Source organism: Allorhizobium sp. GW101-3B10, from assembly GCF_059424725.1.
On record NZ_JBWKZR010000001.1, the window covers coordinates 1389545 to 1405061 of the forward strand.

14 protein-coding genes are annotated in these 15517 nt (G+C 64.5%); 9 read left to right on the forward strand and 5 right to left on the reverse strand.

The genetic code is table 11. From position 1 onward, the window contains the following. Positions 1-9: 9 nt before the first annotated feature. Both AC07Y0_RS06610 and AC07Y0_RS06615 read right to left on the reverse strand, forming a co-directional pair. Entirely contained in the window at positions 10-936 is a 927-nt protein-coding gene (locus tag AC07Y0_RS06610; RefSeq protein ID WP_498675676.1) for a pseudouridine-5'-phosphate glycosidase, read from the reverse strand. 28 nt (positions 937-964) lie between these two features. Beyond that, complete coding sequence (locus AC07Y0_RS06615) at positions 965-1909, reverse strand: carbohydrate kinase family protein (RefSeq protein ID WP_498675678.1); 945 nt, start codon at positions 1907-1909, stop codon at positions 965-967. Between the two features lie 242 nt (positions 1910-2151). On the opposite strand from AC07Y0_RS06615, the gene recA reads away from it, so the two are divergent. Both recA and alaS read left to right on the forward strand, forming a co-directional pair. Further along, positions 2152-3237, forward strand: coding sequence for a recombinase RecA (gene recA / locus AC07Y0_RS06620; RefSeq protein WP_498675681.1), 1086 nt, complete (start codon positions 2152-2154; stop codon positions 3235-3237). A gap of 158 nt (positions 3238-3395) precedes the next feature. Further along, positions 3396-6056: an alanine--tRNA ligase gene (gene alaS / locus AC07Y0_RS06625; protein WP_498675684.1), complete on the forward strand. Its 2661-nt coding sequence runs from the start codon at positions 3396-3398 to the stop codon at positions 6054-6056. 123 nt (positions 6057-6179) lie between these two features. On the opposite strand, the gene AC07Y0_RS06630 is transcribed toward alaS, so the two are convergent. The 3 genes from AC07Y0_RS06630 to AC07Y0_RS06640 form a co-directional block, all read right to left on the reverse strand. Beyond that, positions 6180-7808 (reverse strand): SulP family inorganic anion transporter, encoded by a 1629-nt coding sequence (locus AC07Y0_RS06630; RefSeq protein ID WP_498675686.1) that lies wholly within the window; start codon positions 7806-7808, stop codon positions 6180-6182. Positions 7809-8006: 198 nt separating this feature from the next. After that, positions 8007-8627, reverse strand: coding sequence for a glutathione S-transferase family protein (locus AC07Y0_RS06635; protein ID WP_498675688.1), 621 nt, complete (start codon positions 8625-8627; stop codon positions 8007-8009). A gap of 148 nt (positions 8628-8775) precedes the next feature. Next, a complete protein-coding gene (locus tag AC07Y0_RS06640; protein WP_498675689.1) occupies positions 8776-9990 on the reverse strand; it encodes an NADP-dependent isocitrate dehydrogenase in 1215 nt (404 codons plus the stop codon). A gap of 230 nt (positions 9991-10220) precedes the next feature. Between AC07Y0_RS06640 and AC07Y0_RS06645 the strand changes: the two genes are divergently transcribed. From AC07Y0_RS06645 to AC07Y0_RS06675, 7 genes are all read left to right on the forward strand, one after another. Then, entirely contained in the window at positions 10221-10745 is a 525-nt protein-coding gene (locus AC07Y0_RS06645; protein WP_498675691.1) for a hypothetical protein, read from the forward strand. A 36-nt stretch (positions 10746-10781) separates the two neighbouring features. Next, a complete protein-coding gene (locus AC07Y0_RS06650; protein ID WP_498675694.1) occupies positions 10782-11003 on the forward strand; it encodes a hypothetical protein in 222 nt (73 codons plus the stop codon). 76 nt (positions 11004-11079) lie between these two features. Further along, positions 11080-11637 (forward strand): hypothetical protein, encoded by a 558-nt coding sequence (locus AC07Y0_RS06655; protein ID WP_498675698.1) that lies wholly within the window; start codon positions 11080-11082, stop codon positions 11635-11637. 69 nt (positions 11638-11706) lie between these two features. Further along, on the forward strand, positions 11707-12537 hold the full coding sequence (locus AC07Y0_RS06660) for an RNA methyltransferase (protein WP_498675699.1): 831 nt from the start codon (positions 11707-11709) through the stop codon (positions 12535-12537). After that, on the forward strand, positions 12518-13351 hold the full coding sequence (murI, locus tag AC07Y0_RS06665; RefSeq protein WP_498675701.1) for a glutamate racemase: 834 nt from the start codon (positions 12518-12520) through the stop codon (positions 13349-13351). Before AC07Y0_RS06660 ends, murI begins: the two co-directional genes overlap by 20 nt. Positions 13352-13448: 97 nt before the next feature. Continuing rightward, positions 13449-14738, forward strand: coding sequence for a hemolysin family protein (locus AC07Y0_RS06670; protein ID WP_498675703.1), 1290 nt, complete (start codon positions 13449-13451; stop codon positions 14736-14738). Between the two features lie 446 nt (positions 14739-15184). Continuing rightward, on the forward strand, positions 15185-15421 hold the full coding sequence (locus AC07Y0_RS06675; RefSeq protein WP_498675704.1) for a DUF1127 domain-containing protein: 237 nt from the start codon (positions 15185-15187) through the stop codon (positions 15419-15421). Positions 15422-15517: the final 96 nt, after the last annotated feature.

Here is a 15517-nt window from a genome sequence, read left to right on the forward strand (position 1 = left end):
GTCGGATCGTCAGTTGTTCATCGCAACCGCAATCTCGGCGGCGAGACGGGCATTGTTCTCGACGAGCGCGATGTTGGTCTTCAGGCTGCGACCGCTGGTCATGTGGAAGATCGTGTCGAGCAGGAAGGGGGTGACCTCCTTGCCGGTGATTTCCTCGCGTTCGGCGCTGGCGAGCGCCCGGCCGATATAGATCTCCATCTCCTCGCGGGCGATCTCGTCCTCGACCGGCACCGGGTTGGCGATCAGCATGCCACCGTCGATGCCGAGCTGTTCGCGCATACGCTGGAAATTGGCGATTGCCGCCGGGCTCGGCAGGTTGAGCGGGCTGCGCAAGCCGGAGCTGCGCGACCAGAAGGCCGGGAATTCCTCGCTGTCATAGGTGACGACCGGAACGCCGCGGGTTTCCAGCACTTCGAGCGTCTTCGGAATGTCGAGAATGGCTTTCGGACCGGCGGAGACGACGATGACGGCGGTGCGGGCCAGTTCCTCGAGGTCGGCGGAAATGTCGAAGCTTTCCTCGACGCCGCGATGGACGCCGCCGATGCCGCCGGTGGCGAAGACCGAAATGCCGGCGCGGGCCGCGGCGATCATCGTCGCGGCCACGGTGGTTGCGCCGGTGCGCCGCTCGGCGAGCGCAAAGGCCAGGTCGGCGCGCGACAGCTTCATCACGCCGCTCATCTGCGCCAGCGCGGCGATTTGTTCGTCCTCCAGACCGATATGCAGCACGCCCCCGATCACCGCGATGGTGGCGGGAACCGCGCCGTGTTGGCGTACGATCTGCTCGACGCTGCGCGCCATGTCCAGATTGCCGGGAAAGGGCATACCATGGGTGATGATCGTCGATTCGAGCGCGACGATCGGCGCCCCGCGCGCCTTGGCGGCGACGACCTCTCTGGAATAGACGATCGGCAGAAGGGGCGAAATGGATTTGCTCATGGTCGTGTCCGGGATTCTCGTGCAGGTGTCATGACAGGATAGCGGCAGCCGGCACAAGGGCCAGCCCCGACTTTAGGAGATCGGGTGTGAGGTTTTGCGCCGTGGCGTGCGGCGAAAGCAGGGTGATCGCGGCGCAGGCGGTGCCGTGGCGCAGCGCCTCTGCGATCGGCTCCCCGGCAATGCTGGCCGAGAGGTAGCCGGCGGCGAAGGCGTCGCCTGCACCCGTCACGTCGGAGATTTCGTCGAGGCGCGGCGGGGCGAGCAGGGCTGTGCAGCTCTCGTCGAACGCCACCGTCGCGCCGGCACCCATGGTGACCGTTCCGGCGCGCAGGCCGGCCCGGCGCAGCAGGACCGGCCAGTCGGCAGGATGTTCGGCGCGGGCGCCGGCCAGCACTTCGGCTTCGGCGGCGTTCATGAAGACATGGTCGAGAAGCGGCAGGCACGCCTTGAGCTTGGTCGCCTTGGCCGGAGAAATGGCGATCGCCGCGATCGGCTTGCCGAGCCGGTTGGCGCTGGCCGCAAGGGCGAGGATGGTCTCGCCGGGAAGATTGGCGTCGCACAGCAACCGGGGTGCCAGCGCAAGGCTGTCGCGCATCGACCGGCTCTTGAGGCGGCGCGCAGAGAACAGATCGTAGAGGGCCATGTCGGCGAGCGCGACGATCAGGTTGCCGTCGGCTTCGAGGATCGCCGTATAGCTCGGCGTGGCGCGGTCGAGGAACACGACCGGACAATCCTCGATGCCGGCCTGTTCGGCCGCGTCGGCCACCCGTTCACCATAGGCGTCGCCGCCGCGCGGGGCGATCATGCGCACCCGGCAATCGAGGCGGGCCAGATTGCAGGCGGCGTTGAAGGCGCCGCCGCCGGGCTCTTCCAGCCATCGCCCGGGATTGCTGGCACCCATGCGGGTCGGGCCGTCCAGGCGGCCGCGCCGGTCGATATGGGCGCCGCCCAGGACAAGAATGTCGAGTGTCATCGGCATTTCCCCGGGCGGGTCTCACCTTGCGAATCGAAGCGGGGAAAACCGACGGAAAAATATCGTCGCAAGCCTGCCGCGCCCGTGCCGCAGAATGTCCGGACAAAAAGCGAACATTCTTCTGAATATGTAGAAATACCAATAGTTTGGCATGGTATTGCCAAATCGGAACAAAACGTGTACATATTGGCCTTCGGCTGCTTCATTGCCTATGCGGCTTCAATAACCTAAAGGTGGACCAGATGGCACAAAATTCTTTGCGGCTCGTAGAGGACAAATCGGTGGACAAAAGCAAGGCATTGGAAGCGGCGCTCTCGCAGATCGAACGGTCGTTCGGCAAGGGCTCGATCATGAAACTCGGGGCAAACGAGAGCGTGGTCGAAATCGAGACGATCTCGACCGGTTCGCTCAGCCTCGACATTGCGCTCGGCATCGGCGGCTTGCCGAGGGGACGAATCGTTGAAATTTACGGCCCGGAAAGCTCGGGCAAGACGACGCTGGCTCTGCAGACGATCGCAGAGGCCCAGAAGAAGGGCGGCATCTGCGCCTTCGTCGACGCCGAACACGCGCTCGATCCGGTCTATGCCCGCAAGCTCGGCGTCGACCTGCAGAATCTCCTGATCTCGCAGCCGGACACCGGCGAGCAGGCGCTCGAAATCACCGACACGCTGGTGCGGTCCGGCGCGATCGACGTCCTGGTCGTCGACTCGGTTGCCGCGCTCACCCCGCGCGCCGAAATCGAAGGCGAGATGGGCGACAGCCTGCCGGGTCTTCAGGCCCGCCTGATGAGCCAGGCGCTGCGCAAGCTGACCGCTTCGATCTCGAAGTCGCACACCATGGTGATCTTCATCAACCAGATCCGCATGAAGATCGGCGTGATGTTCGGCTCGCCGGAAACCACCACCGGCGGCAATGCGCTGAAGTTCTACGCCTCGGTCCGTCTCGACATCCGCCGCATCGGCGCCGTCAAGGACCGCGAAGAGGTCGTCGGCAACCAGACCCGCGTCAAGGTCGTCAAGAACAAGATGGCACCGCCCTTCAAGCAGGTCGAGTTCGACATCATGTATGGCGAGGGCGTTTCCAAGACCGGCGAACTCGTCGATCTCGGCGTCAAGGCCGGCATCGTCGAGAAGTCGGGGGCGTGGTTCTCCTACAACAGCCAGCGCCTCGGCCAGGGCCGTGAAAACGCCAAGCTGTTCCTGCGCGACAATCCGGCGCTCGCCCAGGAAATCGAGATGGCGCTTCGCCAGAATGCCGGCTTGATCGCCGAACGCTTCCTGCAGAACGGCGGTCCGGACAGCGAAGAGGGCGACGCCGGCGACGCGTAAGTGCGGCACCCTGTCATTTTCCCGTTCAAAGACCGGCCACATATCGAAAGAGGTGTGGCCGGTTTTGCGTCGGGCGGCTGGACAGGGGGGATGGCGGGCGATAAAAGCCATTGATTTTCGCGGATTGGCCGGTTTCCGGCCAGAATGAAGGGCATGACATGAGCGGCGTGAACGACATCCGGTCGACTTTTCTCGATTACTACAAGGCGAACGGCCACGAAATCGTGTCGTCGAGCCCGCTGGTGCCGCGCAACGACCCCACTCTGATGTTCACCAATGCCGGCATGGTGCAGTTCAAGAACGTCTTCACCGGGCTTGAGCAGCGTCCCTACACGACGGCCGCGACCGCGCAGAAATGCGTGCGCGCCGGCGGCAAGCACAACGACCTCGACAATGTCGGCTATACCGCGCGTCACCACACCTTCTTCGAAATGCTCGGCAATTTTTCCTTCGGCGACTATTTCAAGGAACGGGCGATCGAGCTTGCCTGGAACCTGATCACCAAGGAATTCGGCCTGGACCGCAAGCGCCTGCTGGTCACCGTCTACCACACCGACGACGAGGCCTTCGACCTGTGGAAGAAGATCGCCGGTCTGACCGACGACCGCATCATCCGCATTCCGACCAGCGACAATTTCTGGGCCATGGGCGATACCGGTCCGTGCGGTCCGTGCTCGGAAATCTTCTATGACCACGGCGACCATATCTGGGGCGGCCCTCCCGGCTCGCCGGAAGAGGATGGCGACCGCTTCATCGAGATCTGGAACCTCGTCTTCATGCAGTATGAGCAGGTGACGAAGGAAGAGCGCGTCAGCCTGCCGCGCCCGTCGATCGACACCGGCATGGGCCTCGAGCGCGTCGCCGCCGTCCTGCAGGGCCATCACGACAACTACGACATCGACCTTTTCCGCGCGCTGATCGAGGCCTCCGTCGACCTGACGGGCGTTCCGGCCGAGGGCGAGCGCCGTGCCAGCCACCGCGTCATCGCCGACCATCTGCGTTCCTCGGCCTTCCTGATCGCCGACGGCGTGCTGCCGTCGAACGAGGGCCGCGGCTATGTGCTGCGCCGCATCATGCGCCGCGCCATGCGCCATGCCGAACTGCTCGGCGCGCGCGAGCCGGTCATCTACAAGCTGCTGCCGGTTCTGGTGCAGCAGATGGGCCGTGCCTATCCCGAACTGGTGCGTGCCGAGGCGCTGATCGCCGAGACGCTGAAGCTGGAGGAAACCCGTTTCCGCAAGACGCTGGAGCGCGGCCTCTCGCTGCTGTCGGACGCGACCGTGAACCTGCACAAGGGCGACAGCCTCGACGGCGAGACCGTCTTCAAACTCTACGACACCTACGGCTTCCCGCTCGATCTGACGCAGGACGCGCTGCGCGCGCGCGGCATCGGCGTCGACCTCACCGGTTTCAACGATGCGATGCAGCGGCAGAAGGCCGAGGCGCGCGCCCACTGGACCGGTTCGGGAGACAAGGCGACCGAGACCGTCTGGTTCGAACTCAAGGAAAAGCACGGCGCCACGGAGTTTCTCGGCTACAGCGCCGAAACGGCCGAAGGCCAGGTGCAGGCGATCGTGCGCGACGGGGCCGCGGTCGACAGCGCGGCCAGGGGCGAGAGCGTCCAGATCGTCGTCAACCAGACGCCGTTCTACGGCGAATCCGGCGGCCAGATGGGCGATGCCGGCCTGATCACTGCCGATGGCGCGACCGTCGTCGTCAGCGATACGCAGAAGAAGGGCGAGGGCCTGTTCGTCCATATCGCCACGGTCTCCGAGGGCACGATCCGCGTCGGCGACGCCGTGGCGCTGACGGTCGATCACGCCCGCCGCTCGCGGCTGCGCGCCAACCATTCGGCCACCCACCTGATCCACGAGGCGCTGCGCGAGGTGCTCGGCACCCACGTTGCCCAGAAGGGTTCGCTGGTCGCGCCCGAACGCCTACGCTTCGACGTTTCCCATCCGAAGCCGATGTCGGCGGAAGAACTCAAGGTCGTCGAGGAGATGGCCAACGCCATCATCGTGCAGAATTCGCCGGTCACCACCCGCCTGATGAGCGTCGACGACGCGATCGCCGAAGGGGCGATGGCGCTGTTCGGTGAGAAGTATGGCGACGAAGTGCGCGTCGTTTCGATGGGCACGGCGATCGAAGGCCCGAAGGCCGGCAAGCCCTATTCCGTCGAGCTGTGCGGCGGCACCCATGTCGGCGCGACCGGCGATATCGGACTGGTACGCATTCTCGGCGAGAGTGCTGTCGGTGCCGGCGTGCGCCGCATCGAGGCGCTGACGGGCGAGTCGGCCCGCGCCTACCTCGCCGACCAGGACGAGCGCGTGAAGCAGCTTGCCTCGACGCTGAAGGTCCAGCCCGCCGACCTCGTGTCGCGCGTCGAATCGCTGATCGACGAGCGCCGCAAGCTCGAGCGTGAACTGGCGGACGCCAAGCGCAAGCTCGCCATGGGCGGCGGCCAGGCCGCGGCCGAAGACGCCGCGCGCGAGATCAACGGCATCCGCTTCATCGGCAAGGTGCTGAACGGCGTCGATCCCAAGGACCTCAAGGCCCTGGCCGACGACGGTAAGGCGTCGCTCGGTTCGGGCGTGGTCGTGCTGATCGGCGTGTCGGAAGACGGAAAGGCCAGTGCGGTCGTGGCCGTCACCGCCGATCTGGTGGGCAAGGCGAGCGCGGTCGATCTGGTGCGTGTCGCCTCGGCGGCGCTGGGCGGCAAGGGCGGCGGCGGCCGTCCCGACATGGCCCAGGCCGGCGGCCCGGACGGCGACAAGGCGGATGCGGCGATCGAGGCCGTGGTCGCGGCGCTCGCCGGCTGAGCGAAGGCGTTCGGGGAGGGCGCTGCCCTTCTGTCGTTGTGCCTGATTAGAAGGAATTATGGGTCGGCGTCCCGTGCGCCGGCCCTTTTTCGTGGTCGGCCGGCGATGCACCTTTTGCGCTGGCTATGCCGGCCGTGTCGCGATGAGCTTGCGGGCCTCTTCCACGCTTCGCACATAGGTCACGTTCGTTCCGTGCACCTCGTGGGTTTCGAGGAGGCGCTGCAGCTCGGGGCCGGCGCCGGCGATATAGACTGAAACGCCGGCACGCCGCGCCTTGCGGACCGTGCCGGCGATCACGTTGGCGGCGGTCGAATCCATGAAGGACAGGGCCGAGCAGTCCAGCACGAAATGGTGATACTGGTCGGCGATGCGGTCGAGCACCGAGCCGACGGTCGCCGCCGCACCGAAGAAGAAGGCGCCGCCGAGCCGATAGACCACCGTCCTGCTGTCGGTATTGTCCAGCGGCCGTTCCGGCTCGTCGTCATGCGGGGCGACCGTCACGCTCTTGCCCATGCGGTCGATGAACAGCAGCGCGCCAAGGGTAAAGCCGACGATGATGCCTTCGGTCAGGTCGCGGAACACCACCAGCAGGAAGGTCACCAGCAGAACCACGGCGTCGCCGCGCGAGGTCTTGATCAGCGCGACGAAGGCCGGGCGCTCGATCATGTTCCACGACACGATGGCGAGAACGCCGGCAAGCGCCGGCAACGGTATGTAGCTCGCGAGCGGGGCGGCGATCGCCATGAACAGCAGCAGCACCAGCGCATGCAGCATGCCGGCGACCGGGCTGGTCGCGCCGGCGCGGATATTCGTCGCGGTCCGGGCGATGGTGCCCGTGACGCACATGCCGCCGAACAGGGCGGAGCCGATATTGGCGACGCCCTGGCCGATCAGTTCGACATTGGACCGGTGGCGCCGGCCGGTCATGCCGTCGGCGACGACCGCCGACAAGAGGGATTCGATCGCGCCGAGCAGGGCAAAGGCGATGGCGTCGGGCAGGACGGCACGCATGAGGGTGGGCGAGAAGTCGGGCAGTTGCGGCAAGGGCAGGCTGCGGGGAATGCCGCCGAAGCGGGTGCCGATCGTCGATACGTCGAGATGCAGGAGTGCCGTCACGGCGGAGGCAAGGCAGACGGCGATCAGCATTCCGGGCCAGGTCGGCCGAAACGTCCGCAAAACGAGAATGGTCGCGACCGTCAGGGCCGCGACTGCTGCGGCGGACGGGCTGAGCGTCGGCAGAGCCTCGATCAGCACGGGGACCTTGTCGACCAGCGCGCCGGGTTCCCTGACCGCGAGCCTCAAGCCCAGCAATTCGCTGATCTGGCTGGCGAAGATGATCACCGCGATGCCGGCGGTAAATCCGACGGTGACGGGATAGGGGATGAACTTCACATAGTCGCCGAGCTTCAGTGCGCCGGCCAGCATGAGGAAGACGCCAGCCATCATCGTCGCGACGATCAGGCCCTCGACGCCGTGGGTCGCGACCGTGGTCGCGACCAGCACGATGAAGGCGCCGGCCGGTCCGCCGATCTGGTGCCGGCTGCCACCGAGCAGGGAAACCAGGAAGCCGCCGACGATCGCCGTGAAGAGCCCCCGGTCTGGGGTGACGCCGGAGGCGATGGCGATCGCCATCGACAGCGGCAGGGCGACGATCGCCACGGTCAGCCCGGCCAGCGCGTCCGATTTCAGGCGGGCCACGGAATAGCCTTCCTGGACGACGCTGACGATTTTTGGCGTGAAGTCCTGATTCATGAGGGCCGATCGCTCACCGGCGTTGGAGCAGATACAGTCTTGAACGCGTCCCTTTCATATCCTGAGTCTCGGTCGCGGTAAAATCGTTCTGTGCGCTTTCCGGTCCGGCGCGACGATCCCGACCATCGATCATATCCGCCCACCCGATCCGTGCGTTCTTCATCCGCCGATCCGCGGCGGTGGGACCTTCGGCAGTCCCTATGGCTGCATCGCTGCCGCCGCCTGATCGTCCTTTTCCCTCGCTCGCTGAAAGGCGGGACGCCCGCTGACGCGGCCGAGATAGTCGACGAAGGCGGGCCGCTTTTCGATCGAGCCGAACTGCAGGCCCCAGGCGATATGCGAGCCGACATAGACGTCGGCTGAGGTGAAGGCCTGCCCGGCGACGAAAGGATTGGTCGAGACGGCGATTTCGAGCGTATCCATCACGTCCTGAAAACTGCCGTAGCCGATCATGCCGCGTCGCTCGTCGGGAACCTCGAAGCCTAAGCTGCGATTGCTGACCGCTGCCTCCAGGGGACCCGCGGCGAAGAACAGCCAGCGATAGTAGCTGCCGCGCTGCGTGTTCGGAGGCGCGAGCTTCGCCTCCGGGAAGGTGTCGGCCAGGTAGGCGCAGATCGCTGCGCATTCCGTGACGACGACGTCGCCGTGGCGCACCGCCGGCACCTTGCCCATGGGGTTCACCGCCCGGTATTCGGCCGACTTCATCGCCGGACCGAAAGGCACGATCACGGTGTCATAGGGCTGGCCGGTTTCCTCGACCATCCAGCGGGCGATGCGGCCGCGCGACATGGGATTGGTATAGAGCGTCAGATCGGCCATTCCTTCATCCCTCGCTGTTGTGTTCCCCTTATGTTCCAATTGTTAACAGCCTTGTCCAGGCTGCGCAAGACGGTCGGGTGCAAAAAAAGAAAACCCGGCGCGAGGCCGGGTTTCCGTCATCTGGAGGCGTTGAGCCGAACCAAATGGTTCAGGCGGCCATGGCCTTCTTGAGGTTTTCGTCGACCTTGTCGAGGAAGGCGGTGGTCGACAGCCACGGCTGGTCGGGGCCGATCAGCAGCGCCAGGTCCTTGGTCATGAAGCCGCTTTCGACGGTGTCGATGCAGACCTTTTCCAGCGTCGTGGCAAAGCGGGCGAGTTCGGCATTGTCGTCGAGCTTGGCGCGGTGCGCGAGGCCACGGGTCCAGGCGAAGATCGAGGCGATCGAGTTCGTCGAGGTCTCCTGGCCCTTCTGGTGCTGGCGATAGTGACGGGTGACCGTGCCGTGGGCGGCTTCGGCTTCCACCGTCTTGCCGTCCGGGGTGAGCAGGACCGAGGTCATCAGGCCGAGCGAGCCGAAGCCCTGCGCGACCGTATCGGACTGCACGTCGCCGTCGTAGTTCTTGCAGGCCCAGACATAGCCGCCGGACCACTTCAGCGCCGATGCGACCATGTCGTCGATCAGGCGGTGTTCGTAGATGATGCCGGCTTCGTCGAACTGAGCCTTGAACTCGTTCTGGTAGACTTCTTCGAAGATGTCCTTGAAGCGGCCGTCATAGGCCTTGAGGATGGTGTTCTTGGTCGACAGGTAGACCGGCCACTTGCGCATCAGGCCGTACATCATCGAGGCGCGGGCGAAATCGCGGATCGACTCGTCGAGGTTGTACATGGCCATGGCGACGCCGGCGCCGGGGGCCTTGTAGACTTCCTTCTCGATCACTTCGCCGTCTTCGCCGACGAACTTGATGGTCAGCGTGCCCTTGCCGGGGAACTTGAAGTCGGTCGCCTTGTACTGGTCGCCGAAGGCGTGACGGCCGACGACGATCGGCTTGGTCCAGCCGGGAACCAGGCGCGGCACGTTCTTGCAGATGATCGGCTCGCGGAAGATGACGCCGCCGAGGATGTTGCGGATCGTGCCGTTCGGGCTCTTCCACATTTCCTTGAGGTTGAATTCCTTGACGCGCTGTTCGTCCGGCGTGATCGTCGCGCACTTGATGCCGACGCCGTGCTTCTTGATGGCGTTGGCGGAATCGATCGTCACCTGGTCGTTGGTCGCATCGCGGTTCTCGACCGAGAGGTCGTAATATTCGATCTGCAGATCAAGATAGGGCAGGATCAGCTTTTCCTTGATGAAATGCCAGATGATGCGCGTCATCTCATCGCCGTCGAGATCGACGACGGGGTTTGCAACCTTGATCTTTTTCATGAGTATCCTCGCGGCTAGGGGGAGGGACGAGGGTCCCTGTTGTCAGTCTGGCTGGGCTATAGCATTCCGGATCGGGAACTGAAAGCGCAGAGCCCCCGCTGTAGCGCCTTTTCGTTCACAAAATCATACCAACTTTGGCCGTATCGGCGGCCTTTTGCCGGCCTTGTGGTTTGCCCGCGCTCCGCTAGATTGCCGCCGATCCGTTTCCCTCATTTTGCAGGACCTGCGCCATGAAGTCTCTCGCCGCCGCCGTCGTCTCGCTTTGTCTCGCGGCCTGCCCCGCTCTTGCCGCGGAACTCACCGCCCCGGTCAAGGAAGTCATCGACGTCGCGGCCGGCAACTGGAAGGGCGAGAACGCCACCTCCGAGGACGTCTTCAGCGAGGAACGCCTCGTTCGCCTGTTCAGCGCCGATTTCGTCGCCGCCTACAAGGAGGCATCCAAGCATCCCGCCTATGATCCGCCGGAAGGCGAAACCACGGGCTCCCCCTTCGACTATGATCCGATCGCCCGCGGACAGGACGGTTGCGCCTTCGAGAACATCCGCGTCGAGGATGACGGCGACGGCCAGGTGACGGCGCTGTTCAACAACCGCAAATGCTTCGGCGACGATCCCGAATACCTCAAGGACACCGTGCTGATCTTCCACGTCCAGGAGGAGGGCGGGCGTCCGGTGATCGACGACATCTATCCGGTCGTCGACGGCAATTCGGGCGAGTCGATCAAGGACGAGCTGAAGAAGATCGCCGCCCAGTGAGGCAACGGCCCCGAACGTGAACCCGAGGAATGCATCATGAAGGCGATGCAGTTGGTGGCGGTCGCCTGTGGACTGTCGGTTTTGGCGTGCAGTTGGTGTTATGACGGCGAATACGAGGGCAAGGACGAGGTCACGGAGGTCGTCTACCGCCTGGTTCAGGAAAGCGACGAGGTCGGCGAGAAGCGCTACGTGGTCGACGACATCCGGTTCGTGGACCGGACACCGCTGCGCGCCGAGCTCGATGCGCTGGCGCAATGACGATGGCTCGGCGCGCTTCACGCGTCTCTCGGGCCATCATGAGATAAGTTGAATGTCCGCTGCTGGAGGTGGCCTCATGATATTTCGTGTGCTTCTGCTCGCAACCTCGCTGGTCGCAGGTGCTGCCCAGGCGGGCGAACCGCAGGATCCCGTTATGGCCCTGATGAAGGTCGCCGACGGCATCGAGGGCAACAGCGCGGCCAGCGACTATTTCGACGAGATCCTGCTGACATCGATCTACAGCCGGAGCTTCGCGCAGATCTATCGCATGGCGGCGCTCGGGGACGAGTTGCTCGATATGCAGGGCTTCATGACGGGGCAGGACGAAGTGGTTGTCAGCCAGGACCCCTGCGAGATGAAGGATCTCAGGATCGTGACCGGCAAGCCGACGGGCGATCTGGTGCCGGTAGACGTCTATTTCGACGTCTCGTCCTGCTGGGGCCAGAAGCCCGACATGAAGGAGCCCGCCCTGCGCTTCCACGTCATCCAGGAGGACGGACGCTACGTCATCGACAACTTCTGGAACGCCGACTACCAGGACGGGCGGATTGAGACATCGGTCAAGGCCCGGTACGCCGATCTGGTCCGGAGCGACATCGACCACATGCTGAAGGGGTTCAAGGGCGAGGACTAATCGCCCGCGCCCTTTGCGTTCGGCCGTTTTTGTGCGAATGGAGCCCCGATATCCTTCTCGAGGCTTAATATGTCAGGCACCAATTCCGAACGCGAACTTCTGGCCGAAGGGCCGGCGATCATTCTTGTCGAGCCACAGCTCGGCGAGAATATCGGCATGGTGGCGCGCGCCATGGCCAATTTCGGCCTGTCGGAACTGCGCCTGGTAAATCCGCGCGACGGCTGGCCGAGCGAGAAGGCGCGGTCTGCAGCCTCCAAGGCCGACCATGTGATCGACGCGACCCGCGTGTTCGACACCCTGGAGGAGGCGTTGGCCGACCTCAATTTCGTCTATGCCACGACCGCGCGCGAACGCTACGGTTTCAAGCCCGTCCGTTCGCCGGTGGTGGCGGCTGCGACCCTGCGGGCGAAATTCAAGGCGGGCGAGGCGACCGGCATCATGTTCGGGCGCGAGCGCTGGGGGCTGACCAACGAAGAGATTGCGCTGGCCGACGAGATCGTCACCTTTCCGGTCAACCCCGCCTTCGCCTCGCTCAACATCGCCCAGGCCGTGCTGCTGATGTCCTATGAGTGGATGAAGGGCGGGCTGGAGGATCTGGCTGAAACCTCGTTCCAGCCGCTCGAGCAGAAGCCGGCCACCAAGGAACAGCTGTTCGGCATGATCGAATCCGTCGAGGAGGCGCTCGATGCGCGCGGCTATTTCCGGCCTGCGGCCAAAAAGCCGAAGATGATCGACAATCTGCGCGCCGTGCTGACGCGCCGCGCCTATTCCGAACAGGAGATCAGCATCATGCGCGGCGTTTTCGCCACATTCGATCGCTACAGCCGCAAGAGCCCGCGCGGCAAGGCGGGCCCTTGGCAGGACTTGGACGGGGCGGACGATGGCGCAGACGGGGAATGAACTGAAGCCGGTGCTGGTATTCGACAGCGGCATCGGCGGGCTGACCGTGCTGCGCGAGGCGCGCGTCCTGATGCCGGAACGCGGCTTCATCTACGTTGCCGACGATGCCGGCTTTCCCTACGGCGGTTGGGAGGAGGCACCGCTTCGACAGCGAATCCTCGATCTGTTCGCCGAACTGCTCGCGACCTATGATCCCGAAGCGGTGATCGTCGCCTGCAACACCGCTTTCACTCTGGCCGGCACGGATCTGCGTCATGCCTTTCCCGACATGCGCTTCATCGGCACGGTCCCGGCGATCAAGCCGGCGGCCGAGCGCACCCGGTCCGGGCTCGTTTCGGTGCTCGCCACGCCCGGCACGGTCAAGCGCGCCTATACCCGCGACCTCATCCAGTCCTTCGCCGCCCGGTGTCATGTGCGGCTGGTCGGGTCCGAAAACCTTGCGCGGATGGCGGAAGCCTATATCCGCGGCGAGCCGGTGTCGGACGAGGCGGTGCTGGCGGAGATCGCGCCGTGTTTCGTCGAGAAGGACGGCGCGCGCACCGACATCGTCGTGCTCGCCTGCACCCACTATCCGTTCCTCGCCAACGTGTTTCGCCGGCTCGCGCCCTGGCCGGTCGACTGGCTTGATCCGGCGGAGGCGATCGCGCGCCAGGCCCGCCGGCTGGTACCGCTGGTCGAGGGGGCGGAACACCCGGAAGGCTTCGATTTTGCCGTCTTCACCTCGGGCAATCCCGATTTTTCCACCCGCCGCCTGATGCAGGGCCTCGGCCTCGACATCGTAACGCCCTTGCTAAAGGTGGCGGCGGACCGCTAAATCTACTCGCCGATATTTGGAAAGCGGTGGCCAGTCATGGTAGAGGTCTTGGCCGCCGCCGGACAGGCCGCATGTTCACAGGAGCCTCGAGCTTATTTTGTTTACGGAAATTCTGATCGTTGCCTTGCTCACTATTCTGAATGGCGTTTTGGCCATGTCCGAGATGGCGGTCGTCTCCTCGCGCACGACGCGCCTCAAGGTGCTTTCCGAACAGGGCAATCGCGGCGCGACCATCGCGCTCAGGCTCGCCGAGGAGCCCGGCCGCTTCCTGTCCACGGTGCAGATCGGCATCACGCTGGTCGGCGTCCTGTCCGGTGCCTTCTCCGGCGCCACGCTCGGCGCCCGGCTGGCCGGATGGCTGGCCGAGCAGGGGCTTTCGGAGAACGTGGCGAGCGCTCTCGGCGTCGGTTCGGTGGTGGTGATGATCACCTATCTGTCACTGATCGTCGGCGAACTCGTGCCGAAGCAGATCGCCCTGCGCAATCCCGAAGCGGTCGCCGCCAAGGTCGGCGCGCCCATGCTGATCCTGTCGAAGGTCGCAGCGCCCCTGGTGTGGCTGCTCGACAATTCCGGACGCCTGCTGCTGCGGCTGCTTGGTCAGCAGGGCGTTTCGGCCGGCACGGTCACCGACGAGGAAATCAAGTCCGTATTGGCCGAGGCGCAGAGCGCCGGCGTGATCGAGAACGAAGAATCGGCAATGATCTCCGGCGTCATGCGCCTTGCCGACCGCACCGCGCGTGGTCTGATGACGCCGCGCCGCGACGTCGAGGTGCTCGACGTCGACGACACGCTCGAGGAAATCCGCGACAAGCTGCGCAGTGCGGCCCATTCGCGCCTGCCGGTCCGCTCCGGCGATTCCGACGAGATCATCGGCGTGCTGTTTTCCAAGCGCATCTACGATGCCATCGCGCTCGGCTCCGATTTCGACATTCGCCAGCATCTGAGCGAGGTGCCGATCGTCTCGGACCTTGCCAGCGCTGTCGACATCATCCAGGCGATCCGCAAGACGCCGCTGCACATGGTGCTCGTCTATGACGAATACGGGCATTTCGAAGGGATCATCACCTCCGGCGACATTCTGGAAGCGATCACCGGCGTCTTCCAGGAATACGAGGACGAAGAGCCCTACGTGGTGCGCCGCGACGACGGTTCCTATCTCGTGGCCGGCTGGACGCCGATCGACGAGTTCGTCGACCGCATCCGCATTCCGGTCGAATCGGATCCCGACTACACGACGGTCGCCGGCTATGTCATCGCCGAGTTGAAGCGCATTCCCGAACTGGGCGAAAGCTTCGAGGCCAATGGCTGGCGCTTCGAGGTGATCGACCTCGACGGACGGCGCATCGACAAGCTGCTGGTCTCTCCGGTGGGCGAACCCTCGATCTGACGGCTTCCTGCTCCTGACTGCCTTCTTGAAGGCCGACGTTTCGGCCGCCGCGTTCGTCGTGGCGGCCTGCTCGCCACCTGTTGCCGATCTGCAACTGTGATCCGCCGATGTTTGCAATCCGCAATTGCGCACTTGTCGGTTGCTTTGTCTTGTGAGAACTTGAGGCCGTCCGCAGCTCAAACACAGGAGGCGTCGATGTCACATCATTTTGCATTCATGCGCCTTGCTGGCGGATCAATGTTCCTTCTCTCGGTGCTTTGCACTCCGGGGTCGCGAACCACCGCCTGAACGGTCTTCCGTCCAGGATTCCCGGCGTCTGGCGCCATTTTCAACAAAATTGACGTGATCGGTCGCCGAGACGCATGGCTGCGTTCTCCCGGTCGTCTCACACCCTTGTTTTCCATCGAGAGGACCTGGCCGCGTCGCTGCGCCGGGACGGAAAAGCTATGCATAAGGAACAATCTATAATTGCAGACGACCCTCTGGCCGCGGTCGACGACCTGTGCCGGAAATTCGGTGTATGGGCATCGGCTCGCGCCCTGGTCTACGTTGCCTGGAAGCGGCGCCGGAGGTCAAATTCGGTCAGCGATCTTTCCGACTACATGCTGCGGGACATCGGCCTGCCACCACAGGAGACCTGGCGGCGTTCGCCGCGCTTCGATGCCTGGGACATCCGGCTATGACAAAGCATGGCAGGGCTTCGGCGGCACGCTTCGCCGAAGCCCTCCGGGGCAGGCTGTGCAGCGGCTGCCGGGTCCGGGGGGTCGTCACGGGCATTC